Annotated in this window: 19 protein-coding genes; 7 read left to right on the top strand and 12 right to left on the bottom strand. The window is 63.7% G+C overall.

The features are described 5' to 3' along the window. A partial coding sequence (locus DQ397_RS16235) for a phage infection protein (protein WP_148921586.1) occupies positions 1-374 on the bottom strand: 374 nt, incomplete at its 3' end. 309 nt (positions 375-683) lie between these two features. Between DQ397_RS16235 and DQ397_RS16240 the strand changes: the two genes are divergently transcribed. Further along, entirely contained in the window at positions 684-2,750 is a 2,067-nt protein-coding gene (locus DQ397_RS16240; protein WP_043207975.1) for an AsmA family protein, read from the top strand. A 135-nt stretch (positions 2,751-2,885) separates the two neighbouring features. Here the strand turns inward: DQ397_RS16240 and DQ397_RS16245 are convergent, their stop codons facing one another. Both DQ397_RS16245 and osmE read right to left on the bottom strand, forming a co-directional pair. Then, positions 2,886-3,416 (bottom strand): bacterioferritin, encoded by a 531-nt coding sequence (locus DQ397_RS16245; protein ID WP_043207973.1) that lies wholly within the window; start codon positions 3,414-3,416, stop codon positions 2,886-2,888. Positions 3,417-3,463: 47 nt separating this feature from the next. Beyond that, the gene (gene osmE / locus DQ397_RS16250; protein ID WP_043207971.1) at positions 3,464-3,805 is read right to left on the bottom strand and encodes an osmotically-inducible lipoprotein OsmE; all 342 of its coding nucleotides are present in this window, start codon (positions 3,803-3,805) and stop codon (positions 3,464-3,466) included. A 119-nt stretch (positions 3,806-3,924) separates the two neighbouring features. Between osmE and DQ397_RS16255 the strand changes: the two genes are divergently transcribed. Continuing rightward, a complete protein-coding gene (locus DQ397_RS16255) occupies positions 3,925-4,815 on the top strand; it encodes a triacylglycerol lipase (RefSeq protein WP_043207969.1) in 891 nt (296 codons plus the stop codon). Here the strand turns inward: DQ397_RS16255 and DQ397_RS16260 are convergent. Next, the gene (locus DQ397_RS16260) at positions 4,796-5,689 is read right to left on the bottom strand and encodes a DMT family transporter (RefSeq protein ID WP_043207967.1); all 894 of its coding nucleotides are present in this window, start codon (positions 5,687-5,689) and stop codon (positions 4,796-4,798) included. The two genes, DQ397_RS16255 and DQ397_RS16260, sit on opposite strands and share 20 nt — an antisense overlap. 207 nt (positions 5,690-5,896) lie before the next feature. Between DQ397_RS16260 and DQ397_RS16265 the strand changes: the two genes are divergently transcribed. From DQ397_RS16265 to DQ397_RS16275, 3 genes are all read left to right on the top strand, one after another. After that, positions 5,897-6,682: a helix-turn-helix domain-containing protein gene (locus DQ397_RS16265; protein WP_043207965.1), complete on the top strand. Its 786-nt coding sequence runs from the start codon at positions 5,897-5,899 to the stop codon at positions 6,680-6,682. A gap of 74 nt (positions 6,683-6,756) precedes the next feature. Next, positions 6,757-7,038 (top strand): PsiF family protein, encoded by a 282-nt coding sequence (locus DQ397_RS16270; protein ID WP_043207962.1) that lies wholly within the window; start codon positions 6,757-6,759, stop codon positions 7,036-7,038. 71 nt (positions 7,039-7,109) lie between these two features. Next, positions 7,110-8,117, top strand: coding sequence for an AI-2E family transporter (locus DQ397_RS16275; RefSeq protein ID WP_043207960.1), 1,008 nt, complete (start codon positions 7,110-7,112; stop codon positions 8,115-8,117). 83 nt (positions 8,118-8,200) lie between these two features. Here the strand turns inward: DQ397_RS16275 and DQ397_RS16280 are convergent, their stop codons facing one another. After that, positions 8,201-9,472: an Hsp70 family protein gene (locus tag DQ397_RS16280; RefSeq protein WP_043207958.1), complete on the bottom strand. Its 1,272-nt coding sequence runs from the start codon at positions 9,470-9,472 to the stop codon at positions 8,201-8,203. A gap of 164 nt (positions 9,473-9,636) precedes the next feature. Here DQ397_RS16280 and cbpA point away from each other — a divergent pair, with 164 nt between their 5' ends. Together cbpA and DQ397_RS16290 are read left to right on the top strand one after the other, a co-directional pair. Further along, positions 9,637-10,587 carry a curved DNA-binding protein gene (gene cbpA / locus DQ397_RS16285; protein ID WP_043207955.1) on the top strand — a complete coding sequence of 317 codons (951 nt, stop codon included), beginning with the start codon at positions 9,637-9,639 and terminating at the stop codon, positions 10,585-10,587. 2 nt (positions 10,588-10,589) lie between these two features. Then, the gene (locus tag DQ397_RS16290) at positions 10,590-10,895 is read left to right on the top strand and encodes a chaperone modulator CbpM (RefSeq protein ID WP_043207952.1); all 306 of its coding nucleotides are present in this window, start codon (positions 10,590-10,592) and stop codon (positions 10,893-10,895) included. 86 nt (positions 10,896-10,981) lie between these two features. Here the strand turns inward: DQ397_RS16290 and DQ397_RS16295 are convergent, their stop codons facing one another. The 7 genes from DQ397_RS16295 to DQ397_RS16325 form a co-directional block, all read right to left on the bottom strand. Continuing rightward, entirely contained in the window at positions 10,982-11,500 is a 519-nt protein-coding gene (locus tag DQ397_RS16295) for a GNAT family N-acetyltransferase (RefSeq protein WP_043207949.1), read from the bottom strand. 40 nt (positions 11,501-11,540) lie between these two features. Next, a complete protein-coding gene (gene cycA, locus DQ397_RS16300) occupies positions 11,541-12,956 on the bottom strand; it encodes a D-serine/D-alanine/glycine transporter (RefSeq protein WP_043207947.1) in 1,416 nt (471 codons plus the stop codon). Positions 12,957-13,172: 216 nt separating this feature from the next. Then, positions 13,173-14,537, bottom strand: coding sequence for a PepSY domain-containing protein (locus DQ397_RS16305; protein WP_043207945.1), 1,365 nt, complete (start codon positions 14,535-14,537; stop codon positions 13,173-13,175). 57 nt (positions 14,538-14,594) lie between these two features. Beyond that, the gene (locus DQ397_RS16310; RefSeq protein ID WP_043207943.1) at positions 14,595-16,646 is read right to left on the bottom strand and encodes a TonB-dependent copper receptor; all 2,052 of its coding nucleotides are present in this window, start codon (positions 16,644-16,646) and stop codon (positions 14,595-14,597) included. Between the two features lie 66 nt (positions 16,647-16,712). Continuing rightward, positions 16,713-17,144 (bottom strand): DUF2946 domain-containing protein, encoded by a 432-nt coding sequence (locus DQ397_RS16315; protein WP_043207942.1) that lies wholly within the window; start codon positions 17,142-17,144, stop codon positions 16,713-16,715. Positions 17,145-17,163: 19 nt separating this feature from the next. Next, the gene (locus DQ397_RS16320) at positions 17,164-17,646 is read right to left on the bottom strand and encodes a copper chaperone PCu(A)C (RefSeq protein WP_043207941.1); all 483 of its coding nucleotides are present in this window, start codon (positions 17,644-17,646) and stop codon (positions 17,164-17,166) included. A gap of 46 nt (positions 17,647-17,692) precedes the next feature. Beyond that, the gene (locus tag DQ397_RS16325) at positions 17,693-18,082 is read right to left on the bottom strand and encodes a DUF2946 domain-containing protein (protein WP_043207939.1); all 390 of its coding nucleotides are present in this window, start codon (positions 18,080-18,082) and stop codon (positions 17,693-17,695) included.

The following is an 18,082-nucleotide window of genomic DNA, read 5'->3' on the forward strand; positions in this document are numbered from 1 at the left end:
CCACCCTCGGCGACGCGGTTGTTACGCTCGATCAGGCGATCGGAACCACCCTCGGCGACGCGGTTGTTACGCTCGATCAGGCGATCGGAGCCGCCTTCGGCGACGCGGTTGTTGCGTTCGATCAGGCGATCGGAGCCGCCTTCGGCGACGCGGTTGTTACGCTCGATCAGGCGATCGGAGCCACCCTCGGCGACGCGGTTGTTGCGCTCGATCAGGCGATCGGAGCCGCCTTCTGCCAGGGTATTGAGTGGCTGGCTGACGGTGGCAGCGCTGGACCGGGATTCAGCCGTAAGATGTTGTTCGGCAGCCGGCAAGGCGAAGGCGTTGGCGGCAAGGGCTGTCAGGGTCAGGCTCAGCAGCAGATGGCGTTTCATGATCTCGGTGCTCCTCTAGGGGGCTGGGAAAAGTGGGTACGAGGCCAATGCTACGCTCGGTAACGCCAGAGAAAAGTTCATCCGGGTAATGGTAACAATCGATGCCATTGATACACCGCTTGAGCGGCTCTGGCTCAGTGCTTTCAGAGAAGTTCGACTGGAGTGTCACCGGTGGTTGAGGCCCGCGCACCGACCGCTCGGGCCGGTTTATGATCGCCATCGATTAAACCCGGCGCGCTTTCGTCAGTCCGACATAATGAGTGCCATCGCGGTGCCCGTTTTGTGCCATGCAGTCAGGAGAATTACGCAATGACGCGTCCCTTGCGCATCCTTACCTGGATCCTCACCAGCCTGTTGACCCTGCTGGCGATACTGGTGGTGGTAATCGCCACGTTCGACTGGAACCGCGTGAAGCCGCTGCTCAACGAGAAGGTCTCCGAAGCCCTGCACCGCCCTTTTGCGATCAACGGCAATCTGGCCGTGCAATGGCACCGTGAACCTTCAGAGGGCGGTTGGCGCGCCTGGATCCCCTGGCCGCACTTCGTGGCCGAGGACTTGACCCTCGGCAACCCCGACTGGCTCGAAGCGCCGCGCATGGTCGGCCTTGAGCGTGTAACGTTTCGTCTGTCGCCGGTGCCGCTGGTATTCCAGCAGATCGTCATTCCACGCATCGACCTCACCAAGCCTACCGCCAGCCTGACGCGCTTGGCCGATGGCCGGGCCAACTGGACTTTCGACCTCGGCCCCAAGGATGAGAACGCCCAACCCTCTCCCTGGGTGCTGGACATCGGCGCCATCGGCTTCGATCAAGGCAACGTCAGTTTCGATGACCAGACGCTGAAAACCCGCATGAAGGTCCAGATCGATCCGCTGGGCAAGCCGATCCCCTTCAGCGAGATCGTCGGCAAGGCCCGTGCCGAGAAGACCGGCGTTGCCCAGGATTACGCCTTTGGCCTCAAGGCCCAAGGCACCTACAAAGGCCAGCCGGTCTCCGGCACGGGCAAGATCGGCGGTCTGCTGGCCTTGCAGGACGCCAGCCAGCCCTTTCCGCTGCAGGCCGACGCGCGGATCGGCGATACCCGGGTGGCGCTCGCCGGCACCCTGACCGACCCGCGCAACCTGGGGGCGCTCGATCTGCGCCTGCGCTTGTCCGGCAGCAGCCTGGGCAATCTGTACCCCCTCACGGGTGTGACCCTGCCAGACACCCCGGCCTACGCAACCGACGGTCACCTCACCGCCAACCTGCACGATGCCCAGGGGGCGCGGTTTCGCTATGAAGGCTTCAACGGCAAGATCGGCGACAGCGATATCCACGGCGACCTGACGTTCGTCGCCAGCCAGCCACGACCGAAGCTCTCTGGCAACCTGGTGTCCGAGCAGTTGCTGTTCAAGGACCTGGCGCCGCTGATCGGCGCCGACTCCAACGCCGAGCAGAAGGCCCGGGGCGGCGCCAGCAAGCAGCCGACCGGAAAGGTACTGCCGGTAGAGGAGTTCCGGACCGAGCGCTGGCGCGCGATGGATGCGGACGTCACCTTCAGCGGCAAACGCATCGTGCACAGCGAGCAATTGCCGTTCAAGGACCTCTCCGCCCACGTATTGCTGGAGGACGGCCTGTTGCGTCTGGAGCCTCTGCGTTTTGGCGTGGCGGGCGGCAACTTGAACGCGAACATACGCCTGGACGGGCGCAGCGTGCCGATGCAGGGGCGGGCGCGCCTGAGCGCCCGGGGCTTCAAACTCAAGCAGTTGTTCCCAAGCTTTGCGCCCATGCAGACCAGTTTCGGCGAACTCAATGGCGATGCCGACCTCAGCGGACGTGGCAATTCGGTGGCGGCCTTGCTGGGCACTTCCAATGGTGATCTGAGCCTGTTGATCAACGACGGCGCCATCAGCCGCAGCCTGATGGAAATCGCCGGGCTCAACGTGGGCAACTATGTGATTGGCAAGCTGTTCGGCGACGAGGAGGTGAAGATCAACTGTGCGGCGGCCAACGTGGGTATCAAGGACGGGTTGGCGACCACGCGCCTGTTCGTCTTCGACACCGAAAACGCGATCATCTACATCAATGGCACGGCGAATTTTGCCACCGAGCAACTGGACCTGAAGATCACGCCTGAATCCAAAGGGCTGCGCCTGTTCTCCCTGCGATCCCCGCTCTACGTGCGGGGGCCGTTCGCCAAGCCCAGCGCTGGGGTGCAGGCGGTTCCGCTGGCGCTTCGCGGGGCAGGGATGGTCGCCCTGGGCGTGGCCATGGGACCTGCGGCCGGGCTGCTGGCGCTGATCGCACCGGGAGATGATGTGCCCAACCAGTGCACACCGCTGCTGGAGCAAATGAAGGCAGGCAAGGCGCCGAGTGCGGTGAAGGGCAAGAAAAAGTGATCGGTGACGAGTGCGGGCGCCGAGACAGGCTTCACGGGTAAGCCCGCTCCACAGATAGCGGTGTGACTGACGGCACTGCAGGGCTTGCGGGAGCGGGTTTCTTCGCGAGGGCTGCAGAGCAGCCCCCAAACTGGCTTACAACCCTTTCAAGAGGTCCGCCATGTCATCGGCATGTTCTTCTTCCTGGGCCAGAATATCCTCGAAGATACGCCGAGTGGTCGGGTCCTTCTCACCGATGTACTGGATGATTTCACGGTAGCTGTCGATGGCGATGCGCTCGGCCACCAAGTCTTCCAGCACCATCTCCTTGAGTGTGCTGCCGGCCACGTACTGGGCGTGGGAGCGCTTGCTCAGGTTGTCGGGGTTGAAATCCGGCTCGCCGCCCAACTGGACGATTCGCTCGGCCAGCCTGTCGGCATGCTCGGCCTCCTGGGTGGCATGCTCGAGGAATTCGTCGGCAGCGACGCTGGCCTTGATCCCGCTGGCCATGAAGTAATGGCGCTTGTAGCGCAAGTTGCAGACCAGCTCTGTGGCCAGCGCCTCGTTGAGGAGGGTAAGGATCTTGTCCCGGTCGGCGTTGTAACCCTCGGTCACGGCGCCTTGTTCGACATGTTGTCGGGCACGCTCGCGCAGGGTCCGGACATCGGTCAGTTCAATAGCGTTCATGTTCGTCTCCGAAAGGATCAGGGTATTCACGGTGCGTCAGGGAGGGCTCACGCGCCGGGTACGGCCTCGCGGTCCTCTTCTCGTTGCTTGCAGGTCTTGAAGCCCTTGGCGTCGACATGACCGGTGGCGTCGAAGCGCACGTAGTAGGGCTGTTGGTGGCCGTCGCGGTTGAGGATGTAGTCATTGCAGGTACCGCCATTGGGCAGGTCGGTAGCGTTCGACGGGCTGCCGCCGATGGCGATGACCTTCTGCATGGTCATGCCGTTTTCCACTTGCTTGACCAGCGGCTCGTCACGGTAGGTCACGTAATCCACCGGGTTTTCCGGATGGCTGCCGCAGGCGGCCAGCGCCGCGCTTGCCAACAGGATGGCCAGGGTCTTTCTGTACATGGTCCGGCTCCTTGCTCAGGGGTGTTCTGGTTGGAACCGCAGGGCGCCTCAGGAGTTCGATTGCATCGCGCCGGCACGGCCTTGTAGTGTTGGCCTACGATCCAGGCAGAGGGCAGGGAATGAGCCAGGAACTTGCCACGCGTTACCCGTTGGTGCTGGTGCCGGGCATGCTCGGCTTCGTGCGGCTGCTGCTCTATCCCTACTGGTTCGGCATCGTCCCGGCATTGCGCCGGGGCGGGGCGCAGGTCTTTGCGGTGCAGGTCTCGCCGCTGCATTCCAGTGAGCTGCGCGGCGAGCAATTGCTGGCGATCATCGAGGACATCTGCGGGCGCACCGGCGCTGCGCGCGTCAACCTGATCGGCCACAGCCAGGGAGCCCTCAGCGCCCGCTACGCCGCGGCGAAACGGCCCGACCGGGTCGCCTCGGTGACCTCGGTGGCAGGGCCCAACCAAGGCTCGGAACTGGCCGACTACCTGGAACGCAAGGCCCCGGGAGACTCAGCCCAAGGGCGGATGCTCAAAGCCGTGCTGCATGGCATGGCGGTGCTGTTGGTCTGGCTGGAAACCGGCTGGCGCCGTGACCCGCTGCCGATCGATGTGCATGCCTCGCACCAGTCCTTCACCACTGCCGGTGTGGCCCGCTTCAACCGGGCTTATCCACAGGGCCTGCCTGTCACTTGGGGCGGGCAGGGCGATGCCGAGGTCAATGGCGTGCGCTATTACTCCTGGTCCGGCACCTTGCAGCCGGGGCGTACCGATCAGGGGCGCAATCGCTTCGACGCCAGCAACCGCTTCTGTCGTCTGTTCGCCCGAACGTTCGAGCATGAGAAAGGCCAGTGCGACGGCATGGTCGGGCGTTTCAGCTCGCATCTTGGCCAGGTGATCGGCGATGACTACCCGCTCGATCATCTGGACATCGTCAATCAATCCCTCGGCGCGGTGGGCAGGGGCGCCGACCCGGTGCGCCTGTTCACCGAACACGCTGCCCGGCTCAAGGCTGCGGGGCTGTAACAGGCCGGCGTACAGGTGTGGTCCAGCGTTCGGCCAACAGCACGCCCGCCAATGTCAGCAGGCCGCCATACAGGTGATAGCTGGCCAACTGCTCGTCCAGCACCACGGCGGCGATCACTGCCGTCACCACCGGCAGCAGGTTGAAGAACAGCGTGGTGCGGCTGGGCCCCAGGCGATGCACGGCCTGCATCCATACCCGTGGCGCCACCATGGAGGCGAGCACGCAGGCGTACAGCACCAGGCCGATGTTCTGGGCATTCAGCCCGGTTTTCGGTGACAGCAAAAACAACGGCAGCAGCACGAAGATCGCCACCACCACTTGCAAGTACAGCAATTGCATCGCCGGCAGGCGCAGTTGCCATTTCTTCAGAAGGAAGCTGTACAGCGCGTAGGCAAAGGTGGCCACCAGCATCAATAGGTCGCCGCTGTTGAGGCCTTGCTGCAGCAAGGCACTGGGTTTGCCGGCCGAGACCACTTCCAGCACGCCGATGAACGATAACAACGCGCCGCACAGTGCACCGAAGGTCAGGTGTTGGCCGAGCCAGGCGATGGCCAGGGCCAGGGACATCAGCGGCATCAGCGAGAGGATGATGCCCATGTTGGTGGCGCTGGTGATGCCTGCGGCGAAGTAGGCCAGGCTCTGGTACATGGCCATGCCCAGCACACCAAGGACGAAGATCTTGCCAAGGTGTGGGGCGATCGCGGCGCGGTTGCGCAAGACCTGGGGCAGCAGGAACGGCGTGAACAACAGGCCTGCCAGCAACCAGCGGTAGAAGCCGATCTCGGCAGGGAAGATCGCCCCGGCCGAAAGCTTGGTGACCACGGTATTGCCGGCCCAGATGAGGATGGCCAGCAGGGGAAATGCGTAATTCATGGAACTGTGAGTCTCTGAGGGTGTTGCAAAAATTCGGGACTGCCTTGAAGCCCTTCGCGGGTAAAGCCGCTCCCACAGGTCCGGCGTATTCCTGTAGGCGCGGATGAGCCGCGAAGTGCAGGCAGGCCCAAGCTGGCAGTCATTATCCTTTGTCTGTTCACAAGCCTATACTCGCATCCAGACAACCCACCCTTCGAAGCAGCCAACATGGCCCGCAAATATCTCGACATCCCTGCCTTCGAGCGACTCCCGGCGCCGGTGTACTTTCGCTACGACGAATTCGGCGCTGATACCCACAGCGCCCCGCATCGTCATCCTTGGGGGCAACTCAACTACGCAGCCCATGGCGTCATGCACCTGGACGTCGATGGCCAGCGCTTCGTCTCGCCGCCCCATTACGCCGTGTGGGTGCCTCCAGGGACCGAGCATGGCTGCTATAACCCCCAGGCGATCGTCTACCGTTCGGTGTACTTGGCCAGCGAGCTGTGCCAGGACCTGCCCCAGCAGGCCTGCACCCTGGTGATCAGCGATATTCTCAAGGCCATCCTCGGCGACTTCGCCCAACGCGATCTCAAGGTGGCCCAGGACGAACGCGACCAGCGCCTGGTCCAGGTGCTGCTGGATCAGTTGCACCTTGCGCCGACGCAGGCCTGCTACCTGCCATTCGCCCGCAGTGAAGGCCTGCGCCAGGTGCTCGAAGCCTTGCATGCCGAGCCTGGCGACAATCGCCCGTTGTCCGAGTGGGCCGGCCTTGTGCATGTGAGCGAACGCACCTTGGCGCGCCAGTTCCTGCGTGAGCTGGGGATCAGTTTCGGTGAATGGCGCCTGCGCCTGCGCTTTCTGCGCGCCATCGAGGCGCTGGAGGCGGGTCTGTCGATCCAGTCCATCGCCTTCGACCTCGGCTATAGCACCGCCTCGGCGTTCATCGCCATGTTCCAGCGCCAGGCCCGCTGCACGCCCGAGCAGTATCGTCGCCGGGCGCGCACGGCCTGAGCGGACGGCGAAAAATCTTGGCTACACTCTGCTCGACGACCACGCATGCAGCGTGGAGACAAGGAGATCGCTTCATGAAAATGCTGCACGTGCCTTTGCTGGTGTTGGGTGTGTTGATCAGTGCCCAGAGCTTCGCAGCCACCGCCCAACAGGAGAAAATGACCACCTGCAATGCCCAGGCCTCGGAGAAGGCCCTCAAGGGCGACGAGCGCAAGGCCTTCATGAGTACCTGTCTCAAAGCCAAGCCCGCCACCCAGCAGGAAAAGATGAAAACCTGCAACGCCGATGCCAGCGCCAAGGCGCTCAAGGGAGACGAGCGCAAAGCCTTCATGAGCGATTGCCTGAAGAAGAAATGACCTGCGCCTATGTTTGTCTGGCGAAGGCTGGCAGACTGCGGCTCTTTCCCGTTGTCCGCCGTTGAGGCTGTATGACCTTCACCCCCCGCCAGATTACCCTGGCCAGCTGGATCATCGTGTTTGCCGGCCTGCTGCTGGTGCTGCCCCTGAAGTTGTTGCCCAGCCTGCTGGCAGGCTTGCTGGTGTTCGAGTTGGTCAACATGCTCACGCCGCGCCTGCAGCCGGTGATCGCTGGGCAACGCGCGCGCTGGTTGGCCGTGGCGCTGCTTGGCACCCTGGTGGTCAGTACGCTGACGCTGCTGATCGCCGGGGCCTTCAGTTTCCTGCTTCACGAGGCGGAGAACCCTGGCGCCTCGCTGGATAAATTCATGGCCCTGGTGGAGCGCGCCCGCAGCCAGTTACCACCGTTCATCGAAGGGTACCTGCCGGCCAGCGCCGCCGAGTTCAAAGTGGCCATCGGCGACTGGCTCAAGAGCCACCTGGGTGAGCTGCAACTGGTGGGCAAGGGCATGGCGCACATGTTCGTCACCTTGCTGATCGGCATGATCCTCGGCGCGATCGTGGCCCTGCAGCGCATCCCCGACATTTCCCGACGCAAACCCCTGGCTGCGGCGCTGTTCGAGCGCCTGAGCCTGCTGGTGCAGGCGTTTCGCAACATCGTCTTCGCGCAGATCAAGATTTCCCTGCTCAACACCGCATTCACCGGTGTCTTCCTGGCCGTGGTGATGCCGCTGTTCGGGGTGCACCTGCCGTTGACCAAGACCTTGATCGTGCTGACCTTCCTGCTGGGGCTGCTGCCGGTGATCGGCAACCTGATGTCCAACACCCTGATCACCATCGTGGGGCTTTCGTTGTCGATCTGGGTGGCGGTGGCAGCGTTGGGCTATCTGATCGTCATCCACAAGGTCGAGTACTTCCTCAACGCGCGGATCGTGGGCGGTCAGATCAGTGCCAAGTCGTGGGAATTGCTGCTGGCGATGCTGGTGTTCGAGGCGGCGTTCGGGCTGCCGGGCGTCGTGGCGGGGCCGATCTACTACGCGTACCTGAAAAGCGAGCTCAAGCGGGCTGAGCTGGTTTGAAGCTTCAAGCTGCAAGCTGCAAGTAAAAGCGAGTCGGTGGAGACACCCACTTCTTGCAGCTTGCAGCTTATAGCTTGCAGCTTTTAGACGGCGCCGTAGCGCTTGCGTGCTTCGATCGCCAACCCGCTGCCGATACTGCCGAAGATGTTGCCTTCCACATGCCGCGCATTGGGCAACATGGCCGCTACGCTGTTGCGCAGCGCCGGAATGCCGCTGGAGCCGCCGGTGAAGAACACGGTGTCCACTTGGCTTTCGCTCACGCCGGCCTTGTTCAGCAGTTCGGTGACGCTTCCGCGCACGCGGGCGAGCAGACCTTCGATGGCATCTTCGAACAGTGGTCGGGTCAACTCCACGGCCAGCTCCGGCTCGATGCGGCCCAGGTCGAGGCGGCGACTGTCCTGGTGGGTCAGCTCGATCTTGCTGGCTTCCACTTCCATCGCCAGCCAGTGCCCGGCGCGCTCTTCGATCAGCTTGAACAAGCGGTCGATGCCCAGGGTGTCTTCGATGTCGTAGCGCATGCTGCCCAAGGCCAGTTGGGATTTCTGCGAGTACAGCGCGTTGATGGTGTGCCAGGTGGCCAGGTTCAGGTGATAACTGGTGGGCATCAGCGCCTGGCTTTTCATCCGGCTGCCATAGCCGAACAGCGGCATCACGCCCTGCAGGCTCAACTGCTTGTCGAAATCGGTCCCGCCGATATGCACGCCGCCGGTGGCGAGGATGTCGCTCTGGCGCTCGGCTACCAGGTGGCGCTCCGGCGACAGGCGGATCAAGGTGAAGTCCGAGGTACCGCCGCCGATATCGACGATCAGCACGAGTTCCTCGCGGCTGATGCCCGACTCGTAGTCGAACGCCGCGGCGATCGGCTCGTACTGGAACGACACCTCCTTGAAGCCGATCTTGCGTGCCACCTCGGCCAAGGTGTCTTCTGCTTCTTGGTCGGCGGCCGGATCCTCATCCACGAAGAACACCGGACGGCCCAACACGACTTCGTCGAAGCTGCGTCCGGCATTGGCTTCGGCGCGCTTTTTCAGCTCGCCGATGAACATGCCCAGCAGGTCTTTGAACGGCAAGGCGCTGCCCAGCACGCTGGTGTCGTGCTTGATCAGCTTGGAACCGAGCAGGCTCTTGAGTGAGCGCATCAGACGGCCTTCGTAGCCTTCCAGGTACTCGTGCAGCGCCAGACGACCGTAGACCGGACGACGCTCCTCGATATTGAAGAACACCACCGAAGGCAGGGTGATCTTGCCGTCTTCCAGGGCGATCAGCGTTTCCAGGCCGGGGCGGTGCCAGCCGACCGTGGAATTGGAGGTGCCGAAGTCGATGCCACAGGCACGGGCCGGGGATACGTCAGACATGGGGAGGAGCTTCCGGAGGCAAAACGGCCGCGCAGTTTATGCCAGTGGCCGACTAAATCAAGACCGGTCGTCTGCTCTTGAACAACCCCAGGCGAACCTTGAAAGGCTATGCTTGACCCCAATCTTCAGAAACATCGTAAAAATTCCCAACGGTGATCCCTTAGATGGACTTCAAAGACTATTACAAGATACTCGGCGTCGAGCCCACCGCGGATGAAAAGGCGATCAAGGCCGCCTACCGCAAGCTCGCCCGCAAGTATCACCCCGATGTCAGCAAAGAGCGTGACGCCGAGGACAAATTCAAGGAGGCCAACGAGGCCTACGAGGTGCTGGGCGACGCCCAGAAACGCGCCGAGTACGACGAGATCCGCAAGTACGGCGGCCAGCATGGCCGGCCGTTCCAGGCGCCTCCAGGCTGGGAAAGCCGTGGCGGTGGTGGTGGTTTCGAGGGCGGAGACTTCTCCGATTTCTTCAGCTCGATCTTCGGCGGCCGGGGCGGCAATCCCTTTGGCCGGGGTCAGCAGCAGCGCAGCGCGGGCAGGCGAGGACAGGACGTGGAGCTGGAACTGGCGATCTTCCTCGAAGAAACCTTGAGCAAGGAATCCAAGCAGATCAGCTTCCAGGTGCCGCAGACCAACGCCATGGGCCAGCGCACCGGGTTCACCACCAAGACCCTCAACGTCAAGATCCCGGCCGGGGTGACGGACGGCGAGCGTATCCGCCTCAAGGGTCAAGGCGCGCCCGGTGTCGGGGGCGGTGCCAATGGCGACCTGTTCCTGACCATCCGCATGGCACCGCACCCGCTGTTCGATGTCGAAGGCCATGACCTGATCATCACCGTGCCCCTGGCCCCCTGGGAGGCGGCATTGGGCGCGAAGGTGGCGGTGCCGACCCTGACCGGCAAGATCAACCTGACCATCCGCCCCGACAGCCAGAGTGGCCAGCGTCTGCGGGTCAAGGGCATGGGCCTTGCCAACAAGCAAGGCGAGCGCGGCGATCTTTACGCCCAGCTCAAGATCGTCATGCCTAGCCAGTCGGATGCGGCCACGCGCGAACTCTGGACCAAGCTTTCCGAGAAAGCTGCGTTCAACCCGAGGACACAATGGAGTAGTTGATCATGAGCAGCACCCTGATCGTTCAACTGGACATGCGAACCCTCTGCCAGGAAGCCGACATCACGGCCGACTGCGTGATCGAAATCGTCGAGCACGGCATCGTTGAACCTTCGGGGCGAACGCCGGAGGATTGGTTGTTCGATGATCAGGCACCGCTGCTGGCCAGGCGGGCAGTGAAGCTGCACCGGGACCTGGAGCTGGAATGGGAAGGGGTGGCCCTGGCGCTGGAGTTGCTCGATGAGGTGCAACAGTTGCGCAGTGAGAACAGCATGCTGCGCCAGCGTTTGGGCAGGTTCATACACCTCTGAACGCAGGATAGGTCGCGGGTAAACCCGCTTCGCGCGAACCCTGCGGATGCTGGTTTAGCCGCGAACAGACCGCATCGACTGGACCGTCAGGCGCTTGGCTTGGCGCCTGGGTTGAGCATCAACTGCATGAACGTCAGGTCCAGCCAGCGGCCGAACTTCACCCCTACCTGCGGCATCTGCCCGGTCACCACGAACCCCAGCCGCTCGTGCAGGCGGACCGACGCCGCATTGCCGCTCTCGATGGCGGCGACCATCACATGTTTTCCGCACGCCCGCGCCCGATCGATCAACGCGCTCATCAATAATGGCCCCAGGCCCTTGCCACGCTGGTCGCCCCGGATATAAACCGAGTGCTCGACCGTGTGGCGAAAGCCTTCGAAGGGGCGCCAGTCGCCGAACGAGGCATACCCCAACACGCCACTGTCATCCACCGCCACCAGGATCGGATAGCCCTGCTGTGCACGCGCCTCGAACCACGCCTGGCGGTTGGCCAGGTCGACTGGCGTCTCGTTCCAGATCGCCGTGGTGTTGCGCACGGCGTCGTTGTAGATCTCGAGGATGCCGGGTACGTCATTGGGCAGGGCATCGCGGATTTCAGCGGTCATGACAGCGGCTCGCAAGGATCGGTACTTGGGCCAGGACAGCTCAGCTGTCCTGGGTGTCCCGCACGGCGGTGCGCGGGTGTCGTTTGCTGCGCACCAACTGGTAGGTGGCGGTGAGGATGACGAACCACAGCGGCGTGAAGATCAGGGCCTTGCGGGTATCGTCCTCCAGGCTCAACAGCACCAGGATGAAGGCAAAGAACGTCAGGCATACATAGCACATCAGGCGTCCGCCGGGCATCTTGTACTTCGAGGCCTGGTGCAATGCGGGGCGGTGCTTGCGGTAGTTCAGGTACGACAGCAGGATCAGCGTCCAGACGAACATGAACAGCAACGCCGAGACCGTGGTGACCAGCGTGAACGCCTCGACCAGGTCAGGAATCACGTAGATCAGCGCAGCGCCCAGCAACAGGCAGGTGCAGGAGAAGTACAGGCCGTTGGCCGGCACGGCGCGGCGCGACAGCTTTTCGAATGCCTTGGGCGCATCGCCTTCCTGGGACAAACCATAGAGCATGCGGCTGGTGGAGAACACGCCGCTGTTGGCCGAGGAGGCTGCCGAGGTGAGCACCACGAAGTTGATGATGCTTGCCGCAGCAGGCAGGCCAGCCAGGACGAACAGCTCGACGAACGGGCTCTTGCCTGGCACCACGTCGCGCCACGGGGTGACGGCCATGATCGCGATCAGCGCCAGCACGTAGAACACGATGATCCGCACCGGAATCGAGTTGATCGCCCGTGGCAGAGTGCGCTCGGGGTTCTTCGCCTCTGCGGCGGTGGTGCCCACCAATTCGATGCCGACGAAGGCGAACACGGCGATCTGGAATCCGGCGAAGAAGCCCATCAGGCCATGGGGGAACATCCCGCCATCGTTCCACAGGTTGGCCAGTTGCGCGGTACGCCCGGCCGGCGATTCGAAGCCAGTGACGACCATGTACAGGCCGGTGGCGACCAGGCCGACAATGGCGACGATCTTGATCATGGCGAACCAGAATTCGACCTCGCCGAACATCTTCACTGTGATCAGGTTCAGCGACAGCAGCACGGCTACGCAGATCAGCGCGGGTATCCACTGGGGTAGGTCGGGGAACCAGAACTGCGAGTAGGCGGCGATGGCGATCACATCGGCGATGCCGGTGATCACCCAGCAGAACCAGTAGGTCCAGCCGGTGAAGTAGCCCGCCCACGGGCCGAGCAGGTCGGCGGAGAAGTCGATGAACGACTTGTAGTTGAGGTTCGACAGCAGCAATTCGCCCATGGCACGCATGACGAAGAACAGCATGAAGCCGATGATCATGTACACGAAGATGATCGACGGCCCCGCCAGGCTGATGGTCTTGCCCGAGCCCATGAACAGGCCCGTGCCGATGGCGCCACCGATGGCGATCAACTGAATGTGGCGGTTGGTCAGGTTGCGTTGCAGATGTGAATCGTCTGCGGAGGTTGATGAGGTCCGAGTCATGGGCTGCATTCCGTTGTGGGTCAGTCTTCTTGTGCAGAGCCAAGTAGGCTAACACGCGCGTTCCAGTCCAGGGGCGCGGCAGATCGCCTCGATTTTTGTGTAGCAGCGTGGTGCCTGTGCCGCCCCTTTTCGCGGGTAAACCCGCGCGCACAGAGGATCACTGAAATCTGTCGGAGCGGTTTTTCCCGCGAAAGAGGCGGCACAGACAAGCAGTCTTCAAGCCCCGGCCAGGATCCGTCGGCGCACCACCAGGCTGTCGACCACCCACATCACCAGCATCGAGGCGCCCACCAGCGGGAAGGCCACGCCCAGCACCAGCATGACCACCGTGGCGGTTTTCCAGCGGGGCAAGTCATGGCGCAGTGGCGGAACACCCAGCCCGCCTGCTGGCCGGCGCTTCCACCACATCACCAGCCCGCTCACCGAACCCAGCAGGATCATCAGGCACACCACCAGGATGATCGCCTGGTTCAGCGGCCCGAACATCTTGCCTTCATGCAGCATCACGCCTAGCTCGGTAGCACGGGCGACCGGGCTGTAGTCCTGCCAGCGCACGTCGGCCAGTACCTGGCCGGTGTACTGGTCCACATGCAGGGTGGCGTCGTTGCGCGGGTCATCAGCGAACACTGCGATGGTGAACACACCGCTTGCCGAGCTCGGCAGGGTGATGCTGTAGCCGGGCTCGACCTGGCGCGTGGTGGCCAGGTCCTCGACCTGCTGCAGGCTCACCTGCGGCGCCGCCGGTGCGTTGGACATGCCGTGGTGGGCGCCATGTTCGGCATGGGCGCCGGAAACCGGCATCGGTGTGTTCTCCAGCGCCCAGGGCACGGTCTGGCGGTGGGCGTTGTTCAGCGCGCCGGCCCGTTGATCGGATGTGGGCACATCGTTCCACATGGCCGCCGGGAAGCGGTTCCACAGATCGGCATACTGCTTGCCCCACAGGCCGGTCCAGGTCATGCCGCTGAGCAGCATCAGCAACAACAGCAGCGAGCCCCAGAAGCCGCTGACTGCGTGCAGGTCGCGCCAGAACACCCGGCCACGGGCGGACAGGCGCGGCCACAGCACGCCTGCGCTGCTGCGCCCACGTGGCCACCACAGGTACAGGCCGGACACCACCAGCACGATGCCCCAGCCGGCGGCCAGTTCCACCAGACGATCGCCCACGGTGCCGACCATCAACTCACCGTGCAGGGCCCGGGCCACGGCTTGCAGGTTTTCCTTGGCGTCCTGCTCGCCCAGCACCTTGGCGCTGTAGGGGTCGATGAACACGTTCAGCTCGCGCCCGCCGTCGTGCACCACGAACTGGGCGCTGCGCTCGGCATTGGCCGGCGGCAGGTACTGGCCCACGTGGCCCTGTGGATAAGCCTGGCGCACCTGGGCCAGGAGGGTGTCGGCATCCTGGCGTTGGTGACCGGCCTCGACCACCATCAGGTCGCGGTACAGCACTGGGTCGAGCTGCGGCTTGAACAGGTAGATGATCCCGGTGATCGCCAGCAGGATCATGAAAGGCGCGACGAACAGCCCGGCATAGAAATGCCAGCGCCACGCCAGGTTGTAGAAGGAAATGCGTTGTCCGCTCATGGAACCTCCAGATGACCCGGTTTGGGCGCGGTGATCGCCGCGCCCTGTTTGTTGTTGTCAGAAGCTGATGTCGACCTTGGTCCAGAAGGTCCTACCTGGCTCGTTCACCGGCTGTGGGTCCGTGGCCGGATAGCCGAACCCGGCATTGCCGGCCAGGTTCAGGTGCTCGGCGTAGGTCTTGTCGAACAGGTTGTCGACGCCTGCACTGAGCTTGAGGTTGCGGTTGACCTTGTAGGCACCGTTGAGCGAGAACACACCGAAACCTGCGCTCTTCTCGTAGTCCTTGCCGACCACGTTGCCCTGGTTCTCGGCGATGCGATTTTGCTCCGCGACCAGGCGCCACAAGGCCCCGACGCTCCACAGATCACGGCTGTAGGTCAGCCCCAGACGGCTTTCCAGCGGCGGCATCTGCGGTAGCGCCTTGTCGTCGCTGCTGTTCTTGCCCCACGCATAGGCCAAAGTGGCGTCGGCCTTCCAGTTCTCGGTCAGCCTGTAGGCGGCGCCGAGCTCGCCGCCCATGATGCGGGCGTCGATGTTCTGGGCTTGGGAGCTCATGCCTTGGTAGTCGAACAGAATGTAGTCGCGGATCTGCCCGACATAGCCAGAGGCCCAGGCTTCCAGGCGCTCGTCCTGGTACTGGATGCCGAAATCCACCTGGGTGGTTTTTTCCGGCTTGATGCCATCGAAGGCATTGGCCGCGCCGGCTGGCGCCCGCTTGGGCGAGAACAGCTCCCAATAGTCGGGGAAGCGCTGGGCATGACCCAGGCCGACATACGTGGTTGCCGGAATCACCGCCAGGTCGTGCTCGTAGCGCACGAAGCCGCTGGGCAGGGTATCGGCGCGGGTATCGCCCTCGGTGGGGCTGCCTTGGCGAAAATCGCGGGCCGAGGCGCGATCGAGGCGGGCGCCGGTGACCAGGCGGTCGTTTCCGGTGGTGTACCAGGTCAGCTCGCTGAACACGCCATAGTTGTGGAAGTCGGCGTCCTTGGTCCAGGGCTGGCCTTTGTGTGCGTCGATGCCCATGCCACCGCGTTTGCGGTGTTCGTTGGTTTGCGCGTCGAGGCCGCTGACCAGTTGTACATCGGCCCAGCGCCAGGTGGCTTTGACGCGAGCGCCAAGGGTGCGGCGATCGACGTTGCTGACCATGGGCATGCCCATCATGCCGCTGCCGGAAGGCGTGCGCAGGCTGTAGTTGTCCATCACATGGTCGGCATAGTTGTAATAGACCTGGGCTTCGACCTTGTCGAGCACCTCGCCGAGGTTGGATTTTTCGAAGCGCAGACCCAGGCTCTCGCGCTTGAACTGCGAGCCGTCCATGCCGCGTCCGGCATAGCGGGCTTCGCCGTCACCCTTGCCTGCGGTGAGCTCCAGCAGGGTATCGGCGTCCGGCGTCCAGCCCAGGGCTACATCGCCGTTCCATTTGTCCCAGCGCGACGGCACGGTATCGCCGTGACCGTCGTCGTAGTCATCCGAGCGCGACTGGTTGCCGACAAAGCGGGCATAGCCCTGGCTGTTGCCGGCGGCGGCATCGAGCACCTTGTCGAAGCGGCCGTTGGAGCCTCCCAGCAGGCTGGCATTGACCCGGCTGCCGAGTGCCCCGAAGGACTCGGGTTCACGGTCGAAGAGGATGGTGCCGGCGGAACCGCCAGGGCCCCAGATGACGCTTTGCGGGCCCTTGATCACGGTGAGGCGGTCGTAGGTTTCCGGCGAGATGTACGAGGTGGGCGCATCCATGCGGTTGGGGCAGGCGCCCAGCATCACGCCGCCGTTGGTGAGGATATTCAGGCGTGAGCCGAACATTCCACGCAGCACCGGATCGCCGTTGGTACCGCCGGAGCGGATCGCCGAAAAGCCGGGAATGGTTTTCAGATAGTCGGCGCCATCGCTGGCCGGCACCGGCTGGCGTGGGTCTTTGGGATTGGTGACCACGGTCAGCGGCGAGCTGGGGGCAATGGCGGTGATGACCGTCGGGCTCAGCTCGGCCATCTCATGCGCATGGCCGTCATGGCCGGTTTCGGCGGCCAGGGCCAGGGGCGCGAGCACAGAGCCGCAGAGCACGGCGATCGTTCCCCGCAGGGAAAGAGCAAAAACAGGGGTACAGCCAGACATAGTGATTCCAGTCGATCAGTCAGGAAAGAGCGCGAAACCTCCAGGCTTCGTGCGATAGCGTTGTGTTCAGGCGCTGATCGAGGCGGGTGGCGCGCGGCTGCGCGCACCAGGGAAGACGGCCTGCCGGGCGTGGCCCTGGTGGGGCGGTGCGGGGAGTAGGGCGGGGGGAAGTACGACGCCGGCACTGAGCGGGCTGAGGGCCTGGGGCAGGGCCGGGCAATTGAACAGCAGCGTGCAGTAGCCGCATTTTTCCCAGACCACATGCAACTGGCCGTCGTCGTGGCCATGGTGGTCGGCGCCGTGGTCATGCCCGGCTGCCATGGGCATGTCCATCGGCGTGGACATGTTCATGCCGGCGTGGTGATCCATCGGCATCGACTGGGAAACCAGTGGGCCGATGAAGATCATCCACATGGCGAACAGGCTCAGCCAGCCACCACCCAGGCGCCTGCGATCAGGGCGGGTTAAGCGGGTGAACCGGTCGCGCGGCAGGCTCATGGCGAGCGTCTGTCAGCGGTCAGTGCGTATGGGCCTGGCCTTGCTGGTCGGCGGGCGGCTGCTTTTGCACGGCCACCTCGACGGTGATGTCGCCGGCCTTCTCGAAGTGCAGGGTCAGCGGGAAGCGCTTGCCGTCGATGAGCAGGCTGCGGTCCTTGGGCTGCATCAGCATCACGTGATAGGCGCTGGGGGCGAAGGTCAGGTTTTGGCCGGCCGGGACGGCCACGCTGGAGACCTGCTGCATTTTCATCAGGCCGTCAGCGGTCTTGGCGTGCTCGTGCAACTGGGCGTCGTCGGTGATGGGGCTGTCGACCGAGAGCAGGCGGTCGTCCTGCTGGCCGTTGTTGTGAACAACGAAGTAGGCCGCGACGTTGGGGGCATTGGGCGGCAGCTCCAACGACCAGGGATGGGCGATGTGCAGGTCGCCGACGGTGTATTCGTGGGCGTTGGCGAAAGCGCCGGGCAGCAACAGGGCGGCCAGGACGAGGGCTTGCTTGAGCATGGTGAGTCTCCGATCTGTTCAGGTGCGGGCAGACAGCGTGGTCAACTCAGACGATCGGAGAGGCTCGGGGATTGAGCGCCGGCCATAGCTGGCGCGGCGTGGGAGTGTAGGTGGCAGGTGGCGCCAGGTGGCTGCCGAGCAGCAACGGTGGGTTGTGCAGCTGCGGCGGGTAGCCGGGCAGTGCCAGCAGCGGCGCGGCGCCTGAGCAGCACCAGCAGTTCATCAGGCTGGCGGAGTCGTCGCTTTGCGGCCCCAGGTCGATCTTGGCCAGTGCCTGGACATCGACCTTGCCTTTGTTCGCCATGCTCGAACAGAAAGCCCCCCACAGCAGCTGCTCGGCCGGACCTTTGGGCGCGGCGGAAGACAGCGGCATGGCCAGCAGGTTGAACAGCACTGCAAGGCAGGCTATCCAGGCAATGTGCCGACGTGGGGGCAT

Origin of the sequence: Pseudomonas sp. CK-NBRI-02, assembly GCF_008124495.1 — a bacterium.
In the GTDB taxonomy this organism is placed as follows: Bacteria; Pseudomonadota; Gammaproteobacteria; order Pseudomonadales; family Pseudomonadaceae; genus Aquipseudomonas; species Aquipseudomonas guariconensis.

Bases quoted from the DNA above. Each gene is read 5' to 3' on its own strand.
- DQ397_RS16240 (WP_043207975.1), top strand. From the start codon at position 684: ATGACGCGTCCCTTGCGCATCCTTACCTGGATCCTCACCAGCCTGTTG.
- DQ397_RS16245 (WP_043207973.1), bottom strand. From the start codon at position 3,416: ATGAACGCTATTGAACTGACCGATGTCCGGACCCTGCGCGAGCGTGCC.
- osmE (WP_043207971.1), bottom strand. From the start codon at position 3,805: ATGTACAGAAAGACCCTGGCCATCCTGTTGGCAAGCGCGGCGCTGGCC.
- DQ397_RS16255 (WP_043207969.1), top strand. From the start codon at position 3,925: ATGAGCCAGGAACTTGCCACGCGTTACCCGTTGGTGCTGGTGCCGGGC.
- DQ397_RS16260 (WP_043207967.1), bottom strand. From the start codon at position 5,689: ATGAATTACGCATTTCCCCTGCTGGCCATCCTCATCTGGGCCGGCAAT.
- DQ397_RS16265 (WP_043207965.1), top strand. From the start codon at position 5,897: ATGGCCCGCAAATATCTCGACATCCCTGCCTTCGAGCGACTCCCGGCG.
- DQ397_RS16270 (WP_043207962.1), top strand. From the start codon at position 6,757: ATGAAAATGCTGCACGTGCCTTTGCTGGTGTTGGGTGTGTTGATCAGT.
- DQ397_RS16275 (WP_043207960.1), top strand. From the start codon at position 7,110: ATGACCTTCACCCCCCGCCAGATTACCCTGGCCAGCTGGATCATCGTG.
- DQ397_RS16280 (WP_043207958.1), bottom strand. From the start codon at position 9,472: ATGTCTGACGTATCCCCGGCCCGTGCCTGTGGCATCGACTTCGGCACC.
- cbpA (WP_043207955.1), top strand. From the start codon at position 9,637: ATGGACTTCAAAGACTATTACAAGATACTCGGCGTCGAGCCCACCGCG.
- DQ397_RS16290 (WP_043207952.1), top strand. From the start codon at position 10,590: ATGAGCAGCACCCTGATCGTTCAACTGGACATGCGAACCCTCTGCCAG.
- DQ397_RS16295 (WP_043207949.1), bottom strand. From the start codon at position 11,500: ATGACCGCTGAAATCCGCGATGCCCTGCCCAATGACGTACCCGGCATC.
- cycA (WP_043207947.1), bottom strand. From the start codon at position 12,956: ATGACTCGGACCTCATCAACCTCCGCAGACGATTCACATCTGCAACGC.
- DQ397_RS16305 (WP_043207945.1), bottom strand. From the start codon at position 14,537: ATGAGCGGACAACGCATTTCCTTCTACAACCTGGCGTGGCGCTGGCAT.
- DQ397_RS16310 (WP_043207943.1), bottom strand. From the start codon at position 16,646: ATGTCTGGCTGTACCCCTGTTTTTGCTCTTTCCCTGCGGGGAACGATC.
- DQ397_RS16315 (WP_043207942.1), bottom strand. From the start codon at position 17,144: ATGAGCCTGCCGCGCGACCGGTTCACCCGCTTAACCCGCCCTGATCGC.
- DQ397_RS16320 (WP_043207941.1), bottom strand. From the start codon at position 17,646: ATGCTCAAGCAAGCCCTCGTCCTGGCCGCCCTGTTGCTGCCCGGCGCT.
- DQ397_RS16325 (WP_043207939.1), bottom strand. From the start codon at position 18,082: ATGCCCCCACGTCGGCACATTGCCTGGATAGCCTGCCTTGCAGTGCTG.